This is a genomic window from Kribbella sp. NPDC048928 (assembly GCF_043197975.1).
In the GTDB taxonomy this organism is placed as follows: domain Bacteria; phylum Actinomycetota; class Actinomycetes; order Propionibacteriales; family Kribbellaceae; genus Kribbella.
The window spans coordinates 263,016-280,633 of record NZ_JBICUC010000008.1; the positions used below are offsets into that span (position 1 = coordinate 263,016).

The 17,618-nt window shown below is 69.0% G+C and carries 15 protein-coding genes; 11 read left to right on the plus strand and 4 right to left on the minus strand.

Translation table 11 applies throughout. From position 1 onward, the window contains the following. Positions 1-11 precede the first annotated feature (11 nt). The 9 genes from ACGFI6_RS31975 to ACGFI6_RS32015 all read left to right on the plus strand — a co-directional run bounded on the left by ACGFI6_RS31975 (position 12) and on the right by ACGFI6_RS32015 (position 10,917). Positions 12-668 carry a DNA/RNA non-specific endonuclease gene (locus tag ACGFI6_RS31975; RefSeq protein ID WP_393125177.1) on the plus strand — a complete coding sequence of 219 codons (657 nt, stop codon included), beginning with the start codon at positions 12-14 and terminating at the stop codon, positions 666-668. Then, positions 665-1,048: an immunity protein YezG family protein gene (locus tag ACGFI6_RS31980; RefSeq protein ID WP_393125179.1), complete on the plus strand. Its 384-nt coding sequence runs from the start codon at positions 665-667 to the stop codon at positions 1,046-1,048. Before ACGFI6_RS31975 ends, ACGFI6_RS31980 begins: the two co-directional genes overlap by 4 nt. A gap of 121 nt (positions 1,049-1,169) precedes the next feature. Beyond that, positions 1,170-3,197, plus strand: a complete 2,028-nt coding sequence (locus ACGFI6_RS31985) for a HelD family protein (RefSeq protein ID WP_393125181.1) — start codon at positions 1,170-1,172, stop codon at positions 3,195-3,197. A gap of 27 nt (positions 3,198-3,224) precedes the next feature. Beyond that, entirely contained in the window at positions 3,225-4,487 is a 1,263-nt protein-coding gene (locus ACGFI6_RS31990; protein WP_393125183.1) for a hypothetical protein, read from the plus strand. Between the two features lie 38 nt (positions 4,488-4,525). Further along, positions 4,526-5,890 (plus strand): glucose-6-phosphate dehydrogenase, encoded by a 1,365-nt coding sequence (locus tag ACGFI6_RS31995; RefSeq protein ID WP_393125185.1) that lies wholly within the window; start codon positions 4,526-4,528, stop codon positions 5,888-5,890. Between the two features lie 162 nt (positions 5,891-6,052). Then, entirely contained in the window at positions 6,053-6,649 is a 597-nt protein-coding gene (locus ACGFI6_RS32000) for a carboxylesterase family protein (protein WP_393125187.1), read from the plus strand. A gap of 190 nt (positions 6,650-6,839) precedes the next feature. Further along, positions 6,840-9,188, plus strand: a complete 2,349-nt coding sequence (locus tag ACGFI6_RS32005) for a X2-like carbohydrate binding domain-containing protein (RefSeq protein WP_393125189.1) — start codon at positions 6,840-6,842, stop codon at positions 9,186-9,188. A 182-nt stretch (positions 9,189-9,370) separates the two neighbouring features. Further along, on the plus strand, positions 9,371-10,306 hold the full coding sequence (locus tag ACGFI6_RS32010) for a GTP-binding protein LepA (protein ID WP_393125191.1): 936 nt from the start codon (positions 9,371-9,373) through the stop codon (positions 10,304-10,306). 44 nt (positions 10,307-10,350) lie between these two features. After that, positions 10,351-10,917, plus strand: coding sequence for a TetR/AcrR family transcriptional regulator (locus ACGFI6_RS32015; protein WP_393125193.1), 567 nt, complete (start codon positions 10,351-10,353; stop codon positions 10,915-10,917). Positions 10,918-10,939: 22 nt separating this feature from the next. Here the strand turns inward: ACGFI6_RS32015 and ACGFI6_RS32020 are convergent, their stop codons facing one another. The 3 genes from ACGFI6_RS32020 to ACGFI6_RS32030 form a co-directional block, all read right to left on the minus strand. After that, positions 10,940-11,746, minus strand: a complete 807-nt coding sequence (locus tag ACGFI6_RS32020) for an NPP1 family protein (protein ID WP_393125195.1) — start codon at positions 11,744-11,746, stop codon at positions 10,940-10,942. A gap of 104 nt (positions 11,747-11,850) precedes the next feature. Beyond that, positions 11,851-12,630: a hypothetical protein gene (locus ACGFI6_RS32025; RefSeq protein WP_393125197.1), complete on the minus strand. Its 780-nt coding sequence runs from the start codon at positions 12,628-12,630 to the stop codon at positions 11,851-11,853. Next, positions 12,627-13,169, minus strand: coding sequence for an RNA polymerase sigma factor (locus ACGFI6_RS32030; RefSeq protein WP_393125199.1), 543 nt, complete (start codon positions 13,167-13,169; stop codon positions 12,627-12,629). The genes ACGFI6_RS32025 and ACGFI6_RS32030 overlap by 4 nt, the downstream gene beginning before the upstream one ends. Positions 13,170-13,274: 105 nt before the next feature. Between ACGFI6_RS32030 and ACGFI6_RS32035 the strand changes: the two genes are divergently transcribed. Beyond that, positions 13,275-13,697: a PRC-barrel domain-containing protein gene (locus ACGFI6_RS32035; RefSeq protein ID WP_393125201.1), complete on the plus strand. Its 423-nt coding sequence runs from the start codon at positions 13,275-13,277 to the stop codon at positions 13,695-13,697. 41 nt (positions 13,698-13,738) lie between these two features. After that, the gene (locus tag ACGFI6_RS32040) at positions 13,739-16,414 is read left to right on the plus strand and encodes a BTAD domain-containing putative transcriptional regulator (protein WP_393125203.1); all 2,676 of its coding nucleotides are present in this window, start codon (positions 13,739-13,741) and stop codon (positions 16,412-16,414) included. Here the strand turns inward: ACGFI6_RS32040 and ACGFI6_RS32045 are convergent. Beyond that, positions 16,390-17,607, minus strand: coding sequence for an MFS transporter (locus ACGFI6_RS32045; protein ID WP_393125511.1), 1,218 nt, complete (start codon positions 17,605-17,607; stop codon positions 16,390-16,392). The genes ACGFI6_RS32040 and ACGFI6_RS32045 overlap by 25 nt on opposite strands. Positions 17,608-17,618: the final 11 nt, after the last annotated feature.

The following is a 17,618-nucleotide window of genomic DNA, read 5'->3' on the forward strand; positions in this document are numbered from 1 at the left end:
GAAACAGGAGCATGCCAGAACGAGCGCGGGCGTCGGCCCGGATCGAGCAACCTGCTCATCCGGCCGACGTCCGCGTCGTCGGTTACGGGCCCGACGACGTACCGGTGGTGCCGGACAAGTACGCAGACCTGCCGGTGCATCAGGAGAAGTCCGGGCACGTGGACCACTGGAACCCGGACCTGATGGACCCGGAGCCGTCGTCGGTGTACGTCGTCGACGACCGCTATCTGTACGTCACCGACCCCCACGGCCGGGTGACACACGCCGAGGGCTGGCTGGGGTGGCTGCCCAAGGAACGCAACGACGAGCGTCGCAACCTGGACGCGCAGCTCGAGGCGGGCGAGCCGGACCGGCAGGCCACCGACGACGGCGGCCACCTGTTCGCAACGAAGTTCGACGGGCCGGGGGAGTCGCTCAACCTGACGGCCCAGTCGCGGACGCAGAACCGCGCGGTGAAAGGCGTCAGCGACAACTGGCGCCGGATGGAGGAGAGCTGGCAGGCCCTGCGCACCGCGGGCGTCCAGGTGCATGCCGCGATCGACCTCAAGCATCCGGATGGGACGAGCCGCCGTCCGTCGAGCCGGACGGTGACCGACCACCACGAAGGCGTGCGCTCGCCGCGGCGTATCTTCAGAGAGACCAAGCCCGCGGCCAGAGGAGCCGGATGAGTGAGATCGGCGTGATCGACACGATCGCCCGCGCACTGGTCGCGGACCTCCCAGCCGGCTGGAGCGAGGTCTCCGCGGTCTACCGGGCCACAACCTCGTACGCCGAACTCGACGCGACCGTCGACGGCTCCCAGGTGGATCCGCTCCCCGAACACCTCGAGGACCACTTCGAGCAGCTCCGCCGCGAGATGTACCAGCCGGCCAAGGGCACCTGGCTGACCGCTCAGCTGACCATCACCTCCACCGGCCACTTCACCACCGACTTCGACTACGACACCTTGCCGGACTGGTCGATCTCCGTGGACGAAGCCATCTACGCGGAAGACCTCGCCGCCTTCCCCCGGGACCCGGAGAACACGCCGGCCTGGATGCGCGGTTAATTCGGTGGCAGCCGCCATCGGGCGCTGGTAACGTCGCCGATCTGTCTTTTCGGGATCGAATCGAACCGGATGGATCTGCTCCGGGGCGGGACCCAGCTCACGATTCGAGGCTCCTTTCACCATGGTCGAACCCGAGTTAGCGACCGAACGCGCCTACTTGTCAGCCGCCCGTACCGCACTGCGCTCGATGTACGCCGAGGTCGTGGACCGCGACGTCCAGGTGATCGGCGGCGAGGACAACGACGAACGCTTCACCAACGAGGCCAACCAGCGGGCCAAGCAGATGCGCACCAGCGCGCTGCTCGACCTGCCCGACGTACCGCTGTTCTTCGGCCGGCTCGACTACGAGCACGGCACCATCGAGGGCATCGACCAGATCTACATCGGCCGCCGGCACGTCCACGACGGCACCGGCGTACCGCTGGTGATCGACTGGCGCGCGCCGGTCTCGGTGCCGTTCTACCGCGCGACCCAGTCGGATCGCCAGCGGGTGCGGATGCGCCGCCGGTACGGGTTCTCCGATCACGCCGACCTGACCGGCTTCGAGGACGAGCCGTTGACCGGCGTGGTAGAAACCGACCAGGCCGACGCGTTCCTGCGCGCAGAGATCGAGCGCCCACGGACCGGGCCGATGCGCGACATCGTGGCGACGATCCAGCCCGAGCAGGACGACCTGGTCCGGGCACCGCTGCACCCGAGCGTCTGCGTGCAGGGCGCGCCCGGTACCGGTAAGACAGCGGTCGGCCTGCACCGCGTCGCGTACCTGCTCTACACCGAGCGCGAGCGCCTCGGCCGTGGCGGCGTCGTGATCGTCGGGCCGAACAAGTCGTTCCTGTCCTACATCCGCAAGGTCCTGCCCGCGCTGGGTGAGGTCGACGTCCGGCAGATCACGATCGACGAACTGCTCACCCGGCCGACCGCGGCGATCGACGACACGGAGGCGGAGCGGTTGAAGGGCGATGCCCGGATGGCCGAGGTGCTGCGCCGCGCGCTCTGGTCGTACGTCGGTACGCCGACCGCGGGAGTCCTTTACAGCAAGGGATCCCGGCGCTACCGGGTGCACGACTACGAGGTCGTCGACATCGTGTCGGACCTGCGGGAGTCGACCCGGTACGCGCCTGGCCGGAACGCCCTCGCGCAGCGGATCGCGCACGTCGTCCTGGTCCGGATGGAGGAGCGCGCCGAGTCCCCGGACGACCGTGTGCAGAACGCGGTCGCCCGCTCCAAGCCGGTGAAGGAGGTGCTGGACTCGGTCTGGCCGCGGGTCGCTCCCGAGCAGATTCTGCACCGGCTCTTGTCGGACGCGGACTTCCTGGCCGCGGCGGCCCCGGAGCTGACCGACGAGGAACGGACGGCGCTGCGCTGGCAGCAGCCCGCTCGCTCGTGGAAGTCAGCGAAGTGGTCGTTCGCGGACACGGTCCTGCTGGACGAGCTCGAGGACCTGATCGAACGCCGGACCGGATCGCTCGGTCACCTGGTGCTCGACGAGGCCCAGGACCTGTCGGCGATGCAGCTGCGCGCGCTCGGCCGCCGCTGCCGGTCCGGCTCCGCGACCGTGCTCGGGGACCTTGCCCAGGCGACGACTGCCTGGGCCGCAGGACCGTGGGACCGGGTTCTCGGCCATCTCGGCAAGAGCGACGGAATCGTGGCCGAGCTCGACCGTGGGTTCCGCGTGCCGGAGCAGATCATCAACTTCGCGGCGAGGCTGCTGCCCGCGATCGCGCCGACGCTGGCCACGCCGAGTGGGGTGCGGACGGTCGCCGACGCGTTGAGCATCGCGTCCGCGGACGCCGCGACGTACGCGGACCAGGTCGTCGCCGAGTGCCGTGCGGCGCTGGACGGCGAGGGTTCGGTGGCGCTGATCGCCGCCGACGACCAGATCGCCGGGTTGCGGGACGCGCTCACCGCGGCCGGGCTCGAGGCCGCACTGCTCGGGGAGACCGAGGACGAGATCGACACCGTCCGGCTGGTCTGTGTGCCCGCGACGCTCGCCAAGGGTCTCGAGTTCGACGCGGTCGTGGTGGCCGAGCCTGCGCACATCGTCGCGGCCGAGCCCCGGGGTCTGCACCGCCTGTACGTCGTGCTCACCCGCGCGGTCAGCCGCCTCCAGATCGTCCACGCCGAACCGCTGCCGGCCTCCCTGGGATGATCCGCATCCGACGTTAAGGTCCTTGGGGTGAGCTCTCCGGCCGTCGTCCTGCTGATCGTGATCCTGCTCGTCGTGGGCGGGATCACCTGGGCCGTCGTGGCGCTGATCCGCCGGCAGGCGTACATCAGCTCGATCCGGAAACACGGCTGGTCCTTCGTGAACAGCCCCACCTGGGAGTCGGTGGCGCGGTTGGGCAACCCGCCGTTCGGGCTCGGCTTCGATCGCGGTCCCGACGACCAGATCACCGGTGTCACCGCCGGCGGGCGGCCGTTCCAGGTGATCGAGTACAAGTCGTCGTACTGGTCGGGCTGGGTGGGCATGACGACGTTGTCGCGCCGCCTCCCCGAGCTGTGGATCACCGGCGGCGACACGACCCCGCGGTACGGCGTGCTCGCGCAGCTCGTGGCCGCTCCGGCGCAGCTCGGTCCGGGCTGGCAGGTCGGGGCGCTGGACGCGGCGTACGCACAGGAGGCCCTGACGCCGGGATTGTGCGGGCAGCTGACTGCCCTCGCGGCGCGGCAGCCGGGCGTCAACCTCAGCATCGACGGCGATCAACTGGTCGTCCTCGATCCGCCGCGCAAGGACCTCGACCGGCTCCGTCCGTGGCTGGAGCAGCTCGGCGCGATCGCGGCGGCGATCGACGCAACGCCGCTGGACCGGTGGATGCAGCCGGAGCCGCCGCAGCGGCTGACCTTCTACCACCACCCGGAGTGGTACTGGATCGGCGTCGACGACAGCCTGCTGCAGTTCACACCGGTGAACCGCGGCGGGTCACACCATCGCACCGACGAAGTGGTCCGCGGCCGGGACGGCGACGGACCGCCGTTCGTCGCGTTCAACCACCACTGGCAGACCACGCACACCGAGACCTCCACCGACGCCAACGGCCACACGCACACGCGAACCGTCACCGACCACCATGTCGAACCGATCCTCGGCTTCCAGCTGCCGATCCCGATGCCGCCGCTGACCGTCGGCCGTCGGGGTGGCGGCATCGACTTCGAGAGCGAGGCGTTCAACAAACAGTTCGGGATCTTCGCGCAGGACCGCAAGTACGCCTACGACGTGATCCATCCGCGCCAGATGGAGTACCTGATGGCGGCGCAGGGCCTGCCGTTCCAGATCTCGGGAAACTGGGTCTGGTTCTCGCCGGGGGAGCACAGCCAGCCGACGATCGCGCACTGCTCCGCGTACCTGCGCGGGTTCCTCGGCCGGGTGCCGCGGTTCGTCTGGCGCAACCTCGGACTGCCGGACACCCCGTACCCAGCCCTCGAGACGATGCCTGGTTAGAGGGAATGCGGTTCCCGTTTGCATGGTTGAGTGTGACCGTGTCAATTCAACGAACCGTCGTCATCTTCGGCGCCAGCGGGGACCTGAGCTCACGGCTGCTGCTCCCCGGACTCGGCAGCCTGCTCGCCGGACCGCGCGCCTCCAGTGTGCGGATCATCGGCACCGGCCGGTCGCCGCTCGCTGCCGACGAGTGGACGGACCGCGTGAGCTCTGCTTTCGGAGCCGGACTGAGTGCCGCCGCGGCCGAGACGCTCGCCACCACGCAGTACGTCGCCGGTGACCCGACGGACGCCACGCATCTTCGTTCCCTGCTGGAGCTGGCCGGTCCGGCCCCGGTCCTGTACTTCTCGCTGCCGCCGGCCGTCGCGACCGCGATCGTCGAGACGCTGCAGCAGGTCGACCTGCCGGAGGGCACCGAGCTCGCGTTCGAGAAGCCGTTCGGCACCGACGCTGCGTCCGCAGCCGCGCTGAACAAGCTTGTCGGCGACCTCGTCCCCGAGGAGAACGTGCACCGCGTCGACCACTTCCTCGGACGGACCGCCGTCCTGAACCTGATCGGCCTGCGGTTCGCCAACCGGCTGTTCGAGCCGGTGTGGAACGCCGAGCACATCGAGAGCATCGAGATCGTGTACGACGAGACCCTCGGACTCGAAGGCCGCGCCCAGTACTACGACAATGCGGGCGCGCTCGTCGACATGATCCAGAGCCACCTGCTGCTCGTCCTCGCCCTGCTCGCGATGGACGCACCGGCCACGATGGACGCGGTCGAGGTGCGCAGCGAGATGGCCCGCGCGCTCCGCAGCACGCACCTGCGCGGCTCGGCGGCCGAGGCGAGCCGGCGGGCCCGGTACGTCGCCGGCCCGGGCGTTCCGTCGTACGCAGAGGAAGCCGGCGTGGACCCGGCCCGCGAGACCGAGACGCTGGCCGAGGTGACCGTCGAGGTCGACACGAACCGCTGGTCGGGCGTGCCGATCACGCTGCGCTCCGGGAAGGCGCTCGGCGCTGCCCGCAAGGAGATCGTGATCAGGTTCAAGCCGCTGCGGCACCTGCCGAACGGTCTGCACGGTGGCCGCGACGGCGAGACGCTGCGGATCGGTCTGAACCCGGGCGAGCTGTCGCTGTCCGTTCCGGCGCTCGGCGTCGACGGCCCGTACACGATGGGCCAGGTCTTCCTCGACGCCACGCTGCCGTCGTCCCCGGTGCTCCCGTACGGCGAGGTGCTGAACGGCATCCTCCGCGGCGACCCGCTGCTGTCGGTCCGCGGTGACGTTGCCGAGCGTTGCTGGGAGATCGTCGAACCGGTCCTGGCCGCGTGGCGCTCCGGCGAGATCCCCTTGGAGGTCTACGCGGCGGGGTCCGACGGCCCGGCGCACTGGGAGCTTGCTGGCGAGTCCGCCGCCTGACACCAGGCATTTACCCTGGGGCGACCGCGCATCACCGGCTGGAGAGTGAAAGCCGTCAAAGGAATCACTCTCCAGCTTGAGGTGCAACGAAGGGGCCGGGCTGTCCGCAGGCACCTGGCGCCGTCACGCCACCTGGCCAACTGTCCCGGCTCGGGGCCCTCGGTGCAGCGCAACATCGGCCGGTTCGGCGGCGACCCGCACAACGTCACCATCGCCGGTGAGTCCGCGGGCGGGCTGTCGGTGCTCGCACATGTCACGTCGCGCAGCTCGAAGGGGCTGTTCCAGCGAGCGATCGTGGAGAGCGGCGCGTTCGCGCTGCAGCAGGAGTCGCTCGCCAAGGCCGAGGTCTTCGGCAAGGAGTTCGCGGCCAAGGTCGGCTGCGCGGACCAGTCCGCGGAGTGCCTGCGGAAGGTTCCGGTGCAGACGCTCGTCGACAACATCTCGACCGCGACCGCCCTGATCCCGGGCGTCGTCGACGGAGCGGTCCTGAAGGAGCCGATCGATACGGCGCTGGCCGCCGGCCGGGTCGTCAGCCGCGGGTACAACGTCGCGTACACGAGTCCGGTGACCGCGCAGAACTACGAGAGCAACATCGCCACCGCGCTCCGGATCTCGCCCGAGCACGCTGCCAACCTCGCCGCCGAGTACCCGCTGGCTGCCTACCCCACGCCCCGTACCCGGCAACCCCTCGACGCGGACAGCACCGTGGCCGGCCTCCGGGCAGCGACTTTCGCCCAGAATCTTGACAAGGTTAAGTAATGGTTCCAATATCCTATCCGATTCGGTTTTCTCTGGGTTTCGCTGAGAAGAGGTCACCGCCATGACCAGATCCGTTCGGAGCAGGGTGTTACGAGTCGCCGTTGCGGGACTCGTGGTCGCCGGGCTGCTGCCGGCAGGTTTGAGTACGTCCTTAGCAGCACCATCAACACCAGCAGCAGCCACGACGCTTGTGAGTCCGGCCTTGACCGGGCCGGCGGGGGACAAGGCTGCCCATCCGTACATGGGGTGGAGCAGCTACAGCATGCAGGTCTACAACCCGAACGGTGGCAGCTGGATCACGGCCGATCAACTGATCGCCCAGTCCGACGCGATGCACGCGAAGCTGCAGAAGTTCGGCTACAACTACATCAACATCGACGCCGGCTGGAACGACGGCATCGACGCGTACGGGCGGCCGACGCCGAGCAAGAAGCTCTACCCGAACGGGCTGCAGGCGGTCATCGACCACATCCACGCGAACGGCCAGAAGGTCGGCCTGTACACGATCCCCGGCATCGGCCAGTCCACGATCGACGCCAAGCTGCCGATCTACGGCGCCCCCGGCTGTACGACCGCGGACCTGCCGGTGCAGCCGCTGCAGAAGGCCGACTACTGGGGTCTCGGGTACCGCATCGACTTCTCGAAGCCGTGCGCGCAGAAGTACATCGACTCGATCGCGGATCTGTTCGGCTCCTGGGGCCTGGACTTCCTGAAGTTCGACAGCGTGACCCCGGGCTCCGGGATCAGCGACCTGTCCGTGGACGCGCGGGACGACGTGAAGGCATGGTCGCAGGCGCTCGCCCGGCACAAGATCTGGCTCGAGCTGTCCTGGGCGCTCGACATCAACTACGCCGACACCTGGAAGCAGTACGCGAACGGCTGGCGGATCGAGTGGGACGTCGAGTGCTACTGCACCGGTACGGCGCTGACCGCCTGGCCGAACATCAACCGGCTGTTCCCGAAGCTCGCCGATTGGTGGCGGCACGCGGGACCGGGCGGCTGGAACGACCTCGACTCGCTCGACGTCGGCAACGGCCAGATGGACGGTCTCACCAAGGACGAACGCCGGACCGCGGCGACCCTGTGGGCGGTCTCCGCGGCGCCGATGTACATCGGTAACGACATGACCAAGCTGGACTCGTACGGGCTCGAAATGCTCACCAACCCCGAGGTGATCGGGGTCGACCAGGCCGGCCGGCCCGCGCACCCGGTCTCCACGAAGACGAACCGCCAGGTGTGGTTCGCGCTGAACCCGGACAACTCCTACACCGTTGCCCTGTTCAACCTCGGGCAGACCGACGCCGACATGACGGTGAACTTTGTCGACCTCGGGCTGGACGGATCCGCGAAGGTGCGTGACCTGTGGGCGCGCAAGGATGTCGGCTCGTACGCGTCCAGCTTCACCGCGAAGGACGTGCCGATCCACGGCGTCCGGCTGCTCAAGGTCACGCCGCAGAAGAAGGCCGCGATCAGCGTCAACGACGACGACCTGCGGGTCACGTACGACGGTGTGTGGGAGCGCAACAACAACTACGAAGTGCCGGCGGTGTCGCAGGCGCTGACGGTCGGCGTGACGGACTCGGCCGCGAAGTCGGCGAAGTCAGCTGTGACCACGGCGGATCTTCCGATCCGTACGGTCGAGGTGAACAACAACAACTCCGGGATCGTCTACACCGGCAACTGGAACTACAGCTCCGGCCGTGGGCTCGGGGACTACCAGGACGACGTGCAGTGGACCGAGGGGAACGGCGACTCGTTCTCGTACCAGTTCGTCGGGACCGGGGTCGACTACGTGACCGAGACCGATCCGGGGCAGGGTGACGTCGACATCTACATCGACGGCGCCCTCAAGAAGACGGTGAGTACGTACCTGGATCCGGCGCAGGGGCACAACAAACCCCAGCAGGTTGTCTACAGCATCTCGGACCTGCCGAACGGTACGCACACGATCCGCGGCGTGAAGAAGTCCGGCCAGTTCATGCTGCTGGACAAGCTGAACGTCAGGCAGGAGAGTCTGCTGAACCCGGACAGCGCGGCGTTCGACAAGAACGCGCCGTCCGACGTCGACGTGACGCTCGGACGGGACCCGGGTGAGCTGGACGGCATCGCGAACGCCGGCCAGGACGGTGCCGAGCTGGTGAAGGGCACCGACTACACGGTGAACGGGAACGTCGTCACGATCAGCAAGGCGTACCTCGCGAAGCTGCCGGTCGGGAACGCGTCGCTCGACGTACGGTTCCGTGGCGACTACCGCGACGACATCCACGCCACCAAGGCCGACGGCGCCGCGGTCGGCTTCACCTTCACAGGTACAGGTGTCGAGTGGAGTACTGCGCTCGCACCTGACCAGGGCGACGCCGACGTCTACATCGACGGCAAGCTGGTACAGCGGGTGAACCTGCACAACGACGTTCGCGTGACGAACCGGACCGTGTTCAGCGCGACCGGACTGAAGAACGCGCCGCATGCCGTCCGGATCGTGAAGGTGAACGGCGACGTGCTGCGCAACGACACGCTCCGCTACACGATCGCGAAGTAGGCTCACGACGTACCTGACAGCGGGTGGTGGTTCACGGGACCGCCGCCCGCTGTTGTGTTGCCGGGCTCACAGGAATCGACTGACTGATCAGTCAGTCATCTTGTTAGGCTTGCCTGTGGGGGATCGAGTGTGCATCCCCGTCAATCGAGCGAGGTGCCCGCCCTATGTCCCGTCTGTCCTCCATGTCACTCAGCGATCTGAACCTGCCTGGCCGCCGCGGCCGCCGCAAGGAGGACTCCCGGCTGGCCGAACACGTCGACCGGCTGGGTGAGGAACACCCGCCGATCGAGCTCGGCACCGTCGACTACACGATGCAGAAGCCGGGCCTGCTCGCCGAGCGGTTCGGATCGGTGCTGGCGTACATGACCCGGGTCGAGCTCGAGGTCGAGCGCAACGTGCTGGAGCTGAACATCCTGCTGCCCGACCCGCCTGAGGTCGACAAGCACTTCTACGCCGATGTCTGGATGCCGCAGGAGACCAGGCACGGGCAGATCCTCGACAAGCTGCAGGACCTGCTCGGGGTCGAGCCGCACGAGGCGAACCTCGACGAGGTGTCGTTCAGTCTCAAGCTGCTCGGCGCGCTCGGCAAGGTGCCGGGTGTCCAGGACATCAGCCGGATGCTCTACTACCTGACCGGTCTGGCCACCGAGCGCTCGGCAGTCCTTGCGTACAACAAGTTTCACGCCGGGTTGGTGGAGATCGGCGAGCGCGCCATCGCCGCCACGGTGGTCGCGCCGATCCGCCGCCAGGAGCCCGGTCACTTCGCGTACTACCAGATGGCCGCGCAGCAGCTGTGGGAGCAGCTGTCGGGCTGGCAGAAATGGCTGACGCGCGGATTGCGGAAGCGGACGTTCGAGGTGGTCGGTGCGTACAACAAGCTTCAGATCACGCAGTTCGGGGACGTGATGGAGAGGCTGAAGATGGCCGACGGCGGCGAGGCGGAGCTGCGCAAGTACGCCCAGCAGATCGGGCGCGCCGAACACGAGCTGCTCTGGGCGCATCGCCATGGGCTGAAGGTGCCCGACTACGTCTTCAAGTCGCTCAAGCGAGCCGCCGTGCTCGCTGCCGAACGGAAAGGTGAGGTCTGGCCCGCCGCCCCACAACCCGCGGCTTCATGACGGCTCCCGCGCATCACCACAGCCCCCGGCGTACCAAACGTCAGGTGATCGTCGAGACAGCCGAGCGGCTGTTCGCGGAGCACGGGTACGACGGGACGTCGACGGCGCGGATCGCGGCCGAGGCAGGCGTACCGTCCGGGCTGGTGTTCTACCACTTCGCGACCAAGCTGGACCTGCTGCTCGCGGTGGTGCAGGAACGCCCGGCGCCCAGCGAGGTGCTGCAGTCCGCCGCTCGGGCCCGGACCGTACGCCGGCGGTTGCGGGCCATCGTCGCGGCGATCGCCGAGGAGCTGGAGAACGATCGCGCCGCCCGGATCATCGTGTTCCGGGAGGCGCAGGGCCGACCCGAGATCGCGTCGCGGGCGGCCGAGCTCTTCGCGGAGGCGACGGAGACCGTGGCCGGGCTGCTTGCCGGTGCCGACGACGTGGTCGCGGAGCCGGCCCGGGTGCAGGCGGCCGCGGAGCTGGTGGTGAGCCGGGTGTTCCTGGACACGGTCCAGCTCGGGCAGGTAGAGACCGCCGCGAAGCGGCACGCGGCGATGATCGAGCTGATCGCGGAGTCCCTGACCAGGCCGCTGCCGGGCGTGCGCGCCCCTGTACATCACAGCTGAGCACGCACGCCCGGAGGCGGGGTCAGGCCCAGGGATCGAACGGGATGCCGGATGGTTTCGACGCGTTGAGCAGGTTGCGGAACCGGTCGTCGGTGTCGGTGATCTTGATCGTCGCGGAGCCGAAGTCCGCGGTCATCAGGGTGTCGCGCAACGACGTACTGGGATAGCCGTTCCAGCCGACCAGCGGCGGGTAACGCCAGTCGTGGTAGTGGTTCTCCGGCGGCTCGTCGTTGCTGTTGGCGAGCCGGAAGAAGTGCGTGCTCGCGCCGTCCTTGTGGTAGACGACCTTCGGGTGCGAGCCGTCGAAGCGGACCTGCGAGCGGGCGTACGTCACCTGGCTCGCGTGCTGCGTCGTGGTCACGTACTCGACCTGGTTGGACGACTGGTTCACCCAGGAGATCACGTGCTCCCAGTCGTGGCGGTGGCCGCCGAGACTGCTGCCCGGGAGCGCCTGGTCCTTCTCGAAGTAGCTGGCGTAGACGATCGCGCACCAGCCGTTGTTGCACTTCTCGCGGGAGTAGGTCTGGGAGTTGTCGAGGTCCGACTGGTCGCGGCAGTTGCCGTTCACGTCACCGGTCGGGTTCAGGCCCGGATTCAGCGTGCCGTCCGGTCCGATCGCCGGCGTGGCGTAGCAGCCGTCGGTGTCGTAGTCGTATGCCGGTGAGAACGACTGCTCGTACCCGTCGGCGTTCTGGGGCAGGTGCGGCGGTGGAGCGGCGTACGCCAGCGCGGCCGACGTGACCGCCAGCGCAGCGGTTCCCAGTACGACACCGAGAAGGCGGCGGAACCGGCGCGGGCGAGGGGGCGGGGTTGGGGCGGAGTCCTGCATGGTGCTCCTTAATTAAGGGCGGAAAGGAACGACACGACCATGCCAGACCACCCCCACCCCCGCCTATACGTCACGTGCCTACAGATTTACTTTCCGTGAACAGATCAGAGCTTGAGCCTGACCGTCGCCATGGACCCGTCCTGGTAGGTGACCTGCACGGGCACGCCCGACTTGCTGGCGTTGAGCAACTCGTCGCCCGGGAACCAAAGAGCGAACTGACCGGCATTCACGCTCGCGGCAACCCTGCCGTGCGACGTACTGACGTAGCTGACCGCGGTGACATCGCGGCCGGCCAACCCGGTGGCGACCGAGAGGTCGTGGTCGCCGATCGAGCCGGTGCCGAGCGTGATCGGTGTGAGCGCGCGCGCGGCTGGGAGCGCGGCGGCCGGCGTGGTGCCGATCGCACCGAACTGGTCGCGGAACAGGTGCTTCGATCGATCGGTGATGCACACTGCGGCGAACCCTCGCTGGTCGGCGAGTACGACGAGGGTCCACGCGCCGCGGCGCTCCGCGATCGCCGTGGACGCTGTCGCCAGTTGGTTGTTGTAGTCCGGATGGCCGGACTTCGAGTTGTCCCGGCAGGCGTTCGACGCGTCGGTGCGCGCCGAACCGATGAGCCCGCTCGGGGTTCCGGTCCAGGTAGCGAAGGCCCGGTCGCCGCCGAGCGCCGAAGGCAGCAGGACTGCGGCCGCGGTCGCAGCAGCGACAAGACCGGTGCCGATGGCGACGCGGGGGCCCCAACGTTTCGGGCGGCGTATTGGCTGTTGTGGGCCGGGCGACGTGAGGATCTGGTGGAGGGTGGCCCGGGCGCGCTGCCCGTGCGGGTCGGCGCCGGTGGATGGGTCGAGGGTCTTGAGTGCGGCCAGTTCGCCGGGTGCGCTCATGACGGATGCCTTTCGGGAGTCGGTGCAGGGAGATGACCGAGCAACGAACGCAGCGCACGGCGGGCGCGGCTCAGCCGCAGCCGGAAAGCGACGGGGGAGATACCGAGGACCGCGGCCGCCTGTGGAGCGTTGAGATCGTCGAGAACCGCGAGTGCGAGGGCTTCCTGATGTACGTCGGTCAGGAGGCTCCAGGCGCGGCTCAGATCGATCTGCTGGGCCACGAGTTCGGCGTCGTCGTGCAATGCGGACCTCGGTGCCTCGGCCAGCCGCACGGCGACTGCATGCTGTCGGCGCGCGCCGCGCCGGGTGTTGAGGATGACGTTGCGCGCGATGCCGAACAGCCAGGCTCGCGCGTCCGCGAGTTGCTCCGGAGCGTCGTCCGTGCGCCGCCACGCGACCAGAAACGCCTCGGCGACGATGTCCTCGGCCTGCGCCGCCGGCACCCGCCGCTGCGCGAACCGGGCCAGATCGTCGTAGGTCGCCTCGAACAGTCCGACGAACCGCTCCTGGCGCCCCGGTGGAGGTGAATGATTGCTCATGGCCCGTACCTGTCCGCTTCCACCCTCGGTGTGTCTCAAGTTTAGTGGCCGGATGGCATGGCGCTGCTGAATCCGGGTACTCGTCGGGGCCTGGAGGTGGGATCGATGACTGAGAACGAACCGCTGGGGCTGGTGCGGCTTGATGACACGGATCTGACCGTCGCGAAGACCGAGGATGACGTTCGCGGGCTGACCGTGGTCGGGTCCGACGGCGAGGAGATCGGGAAGGTTCACGCGCTGTTCGTGGACGCTGACGAGCGCCGGGTTCGGTTGCTGGATGTCGAGTCCGGTGGACTGCTGGGGCTCGGCGCGGAACACCGGCTGATCCCGGTCGATGCCGTCGTGCAGGTTTCCGACGAGCAGGTGACGATCGGACGGAGCCGTGCCGAGATCGCCAAGGCACCCGGTTACGACCCCGACCTGGAAGAGCTGAAGCCCGCCGACGACCTCAACGATCTCTACGGGTACTACGGCATGACACCGTTCTGGACGCCCGGCTACCGCTACCCGGGTTTTCCGTTCCGCTGACGGTCGGCGACGTGGACCCGCGGACGGCGCAGAATGGGCGGGTGCGGTTTCGGGTTCTGGGGTCTGTTCGAGCAACGACCGGCGACGCGGACGTCGCGGTTCCCGGCGAGCGCCTGCGTACGCTGCTCGCCGCGCTGCTGCTGCGTCCCGGCCAGGTCGTTGCCTCGGACACCCTTCTGTACGACGTCTGGGGCGAGGATCTACCGTCCAACCCGCGGTCCGCACTCCAGGCCGCGGTCTCGAGACTGCGGTCGGCCCTGCAGCTCGAGTTGCACCATGAACAGGGCGGCTACCGCATCGATCTCGAGGGGCACGATCTCGATCTGGTCCGGTTTCGCGACAACGTCGCCGCGGCGGTCGATGCCGATCTGGACCGCCGGATCGAGTTGCTGACGGAGGTCTTGCGCGACCACGAAGGCGACGTCCTGCGCGACGCCTCGACGGGGACGTTGGCGCAACGGTTCGGACCCGGGCTCCGCGACGAATGGCTCGAGGCCCGCGAACGGCGGGCCGAGGCGCGGTTGCTGCTCGGCGAGCTGGACGAGGCGCTGACGGAGCTGACCGCCGTGACCACGCTCAGTCCGCTCCGCGAGCAGGCCTGGTTCCTGCTGCTGAAGGGGCTGCATCACGCCGGGCGGTCGGCTGAGGCGTTGGCGACATACGAGAAGGTCCGGCTGATGCTCGCGGAGGAGCTCGGGGCGGCGCCGTCGACAGCGTTGCAGGATCTGCACCAGGTGATCCTGGCGGGGGAGCGGGCCGCGGGGTGGACGGCGCGGACGCGACTGCCGCTGCCGGTGACCGGCTTCATCGGGCGGGACGACGAGATCGCGAAGGCGCTGGAGCTCCTGGGGTACGACGGGCTGCCGGTGCTAGTGCTGTCCGGCCTGGCGGGTGTCGGGAAGACGGCCTTGGCGGTGCGGATCGGGCATGCGGTCAACGACCTGTTCCCTGACGGTCGCTGGCTGGTCCGGTTGCACGGCCGGCCGGTCGACGACGTACTGGCCGAACTGCTCGGGTTCTGCGGGATCACCTCGGACGTCGTCCCGGTCGATCCGTCGGCGCGGGGCGAACTCTTCCGCGAAGCACTCGCCGGACGGCGGGTGCTGCTGATCCTGGACGACGCGACCTCGGCCGCCGAGGTGGAGGCGTTGCTGCCGAACGCGGCCGGGTGCGCGGTGATCGTCACGAGCCGCCGGTCGCTCGGAGAGCTTGCCGTCACGGCGGGTGCGAGTGGCACGCTGTTGCAGCCGTTGTCGCTCGAGCAGTCGACCGGATTCCTCCACCAGTCGGTGCCTGCGGCCGGCAGCGCGGTGGTCGACGACCTCGCCGGGTTGTGTGCGGGGCTGCCGCTGGCGCTGCGGATCGCTGCAGCAAGTGCGCGGGCGCTGCCGGCGGAGCGACTGACGACGTACGTCAGCCGTCTCCGCAACGACCGCCTCGCCGGGCTGTCCCGAGCTGTCGGCGGCCAGGGCATCCGGGCGTCGTTCGACCTCTCGTACGACGCGTTGCCGGACCGGCTGCGGCGGTTGTTCGGACTGCTCGGCCTCCATCCCGGTAACGACTTCGGCCCCGGGATGGCGGGCGCGCTGCTCGGCGCCGATCTGGCCACTGCGGCCACCGGCCTGGACGAGCTCGCCGAGGCCGGTCTCCTGATCCGTACAGACCTGGACCGCTACGCGTTCCATGACCTGGTCCGCGAGTACGCGACCGGCTTGCCGGTCGACGACTCCGGGCCCGCGATCCGCCGGATGCTCGACTGGTACCTGTCCTCGGGCGTGAACGCCCGGCAGATCCTGTACGCCGGCGGCGCCGAGCAGTACGTCGACGCGCTCGACCCCGTACCCACGGCCGCTCAACTGTCCTCGGAGCTCGACGCGTACGACTGGTTCGGCACCGAGTGGGACAACCTGGTGGCCGCGGTGTGGTGGGCCGGGGCTCACGGGCACGCCGATCGGAGCTGGCAGTTGGCCGCGGTCACCTGGCCGTACGTCAGCCACCGCCGCCGGTGGCAGGACCATCGCGACCTGTACTCGTACGCGCTGCAGAAGGCTCGCGAACAAGGACGGCAGGACGGCGAGGTCTGGGTGCTCGGCCGATTGGGCAATGCCCAGCTGTACGCAGGGGATCGCGCCGCTGCCGGTACGACGTTCCAGGAGATGCGACGGCTCAGCCGAACCATCGAGGACCGCCGGGCCGAGGCCGCGGCGGTGCGTGGCTCGGCGCTGGTGCTGCACTGGACGGCGGCCGACAACGCGGCGCTCGAGCTGTATCGCGAGGCGCTGGAGATCGAGGTCGAGCCGATCGGCCGGGCGGACACGCTGAACAACGTTGCGGACTGCCTGTACCACCTGGGTGAGCTGGATGCTGCCCGGACGACCGCGCTGGACGCGGTTGAGATCTATAGGGCCGCGGGCAACCGGCTGGGCGGTGCGATTGTCAGCGGGACGCTCGCCGAGATCTGCTTGGAGCAGGGCGATCTGGACGGCGCCAGGCAGTACATCGCCGCCGCTTTGGCGGTCGTCCGCGAGTTGGGTGCCGTCGTCCTGGAGGCCGAGGCGACGTCGATCCTGGCGCTGATCCATCAGGCCGAGAACGACGACGAGCTGGCCCGGCGGACCGCGCGGCGAGCGGCCGACCTGCTGCGCGACGCCGGTGCCAACCTATTGGTCCGGCGGATCTCCCACCTGGTCGATCAGTTGCCGTCGGCACCTGGCTGAGCGCTCTCGCGGACGCTCAGGACGACGAAGGCGGCGATCGCCAGCGCGGTCAGGCAGGCCGGGACGAAGAAGACGTGCGGGAGGCCGATCGCGGCGACGCCGATGCCTCCGATGGTGCCGCCGATCGCGGAGCCGAGCGGGATCGCGCTGAGGAAGATGCCGGACGCGGTGCCGACGCCTTCGGGGTAGAGACGCTGGGCGATCGAGACGCCGAGCGCGCCGACGCAGGCCCAGAGCCCGGCGGTCAGCGCCTGGCCGAGGAAGAGCCCCGCGACCGACGTGCTCAGGGCGTACGCGATGTTGCCGGCCAGTCCGAGGACGGCGCCGACGGTCATCGCGCGCATCGCGCCGTACCGGTCGGCGAGCCGGGCGACGACCGGGAGCAGCAGGAGCTCGAGCAGCGGCTGGATGCCGATCACGACGCCGCGGAGCGTGTCGGACACGTGCAGTTGCTCGGCCATGTAGATCGGGAGATAGCCGAACTTGATGGTGTCGCCGGTCATCGCCAGTACGCACACCGCGGTGAAGATCAGCAGCGGCAGCATGTGGTCGATTCGCCGCCGTTCGGGTGCCGCGTCTCTCAGCGGGCCTTCGTACCGCTCGACCCGCTGCCGGCCGAGCGGGAGCACCTGGCCGAACACACAGACCGCCGTTGCCACCAGCAACGGACGCAGGCCGAAGACGCCGCCGAACCAGCTGCCGAAGACCGGCCCCAGGATCCAGCCGGTGGTGAACGCCATCCGGATCGTCGCGATCACCCGGTTCTCGGCCCGGGTCGGATGCCGGCTCAGCTCGTCCCGGCAGGCCGCGAACAGCTGGGCCATCGAGCCACCGGCCACGCTCAGCGCCAGCGCGCTGATCACGAACGGCATCCAGACCGCGGTCGACGACGCCATCGCCAGCCAGCCGGCCGCACCGATCAGTGCACAGACCCGGAACCACAACAGCCGGTCGTGACTACGGTCCGACCAGCGCCCGACGAGGTACCCAGCCAGCGGTGCGGCCAGGTTCGTCACGTAGTACAGCCCGGCCACCGGCAGCGGAGTATGCAGCTCGCGGACCAGGAACAGCGTCAGCTGCGGCGTCGCCGAGGACACCCCGACCCCAGCGATCAGCAACGACAGGAACGCCGACCGGTAGAACCGCGACCCGAGCACAATCCCCAACGCGGACTCAGAGCGGTCGAGCATCATCACGCGCCCAG

Coding starts and splice junctions, on each gene's coding strand:
- ACGFI6_RS31975 (WP_393125177.1), top strand. CDS start 12: ATGCCAGAACGAGCGCGGGCGTCGGCCCGGATCGAGCAACCTGCTCAT.
- ACGFI6_RS31980 (WP_393125179.1), top strand. CDS start 665: ATGAGTGAGATCGGCGTGATCGACACGATCGCCCGCGCACTGGTCGCG.
- ACGFI6_RS31985 (WP_393125181.1), top strand. CDS start 1,170: ATGGTCGAACCCGAGTTAGCGACCGAACGCGCCTACTTGTCAGCCGCC.
- ACGFI6_RS32010 (WP_393125191.1), top strand. CDS start 9,371: ATGTCACTCAGCGATCTGAACCTGCCTGGCCGCCGCGGCCGCCGCAAG.
- ACGFI6_RS32020 (WP_393125195.1), bottom strand. CDS start 11,746: ATGCAGGACTCCGCCCCAACCCCGCCCCCTCGCCCGCGCCGGTTCCGC.
- ACGFI6_RS32025 (WP_393125197.1), bottom strand. CDS start 12,630: ATGAGCGCACCCGGCGAACTGGCCGCACTCAAGACCCTCGACCCATCC.
- ACGFI6_RS32030 (WP_393125199.1), bottom strand. CDS start 13,169: ATGAGCAATCATTCACCTCCACCGGGGCGCCAGGAGCGGTTCGTCGGA.
- ACGFI6_RS32035 (WP_393125201.1), top strand. CDS start 13,275: ATGACTGAGAACGAACCGCTGGGGCTGGTGCGGCTTGATGACACGGAT.
- ACGFI6_RS32045 (WP_393125511.1), bottom strand. CDS start 17,607: ATGATGCTCGACCGCTCTGAGTCCGCGTTGGGGATTGTGCTCGGGTCG.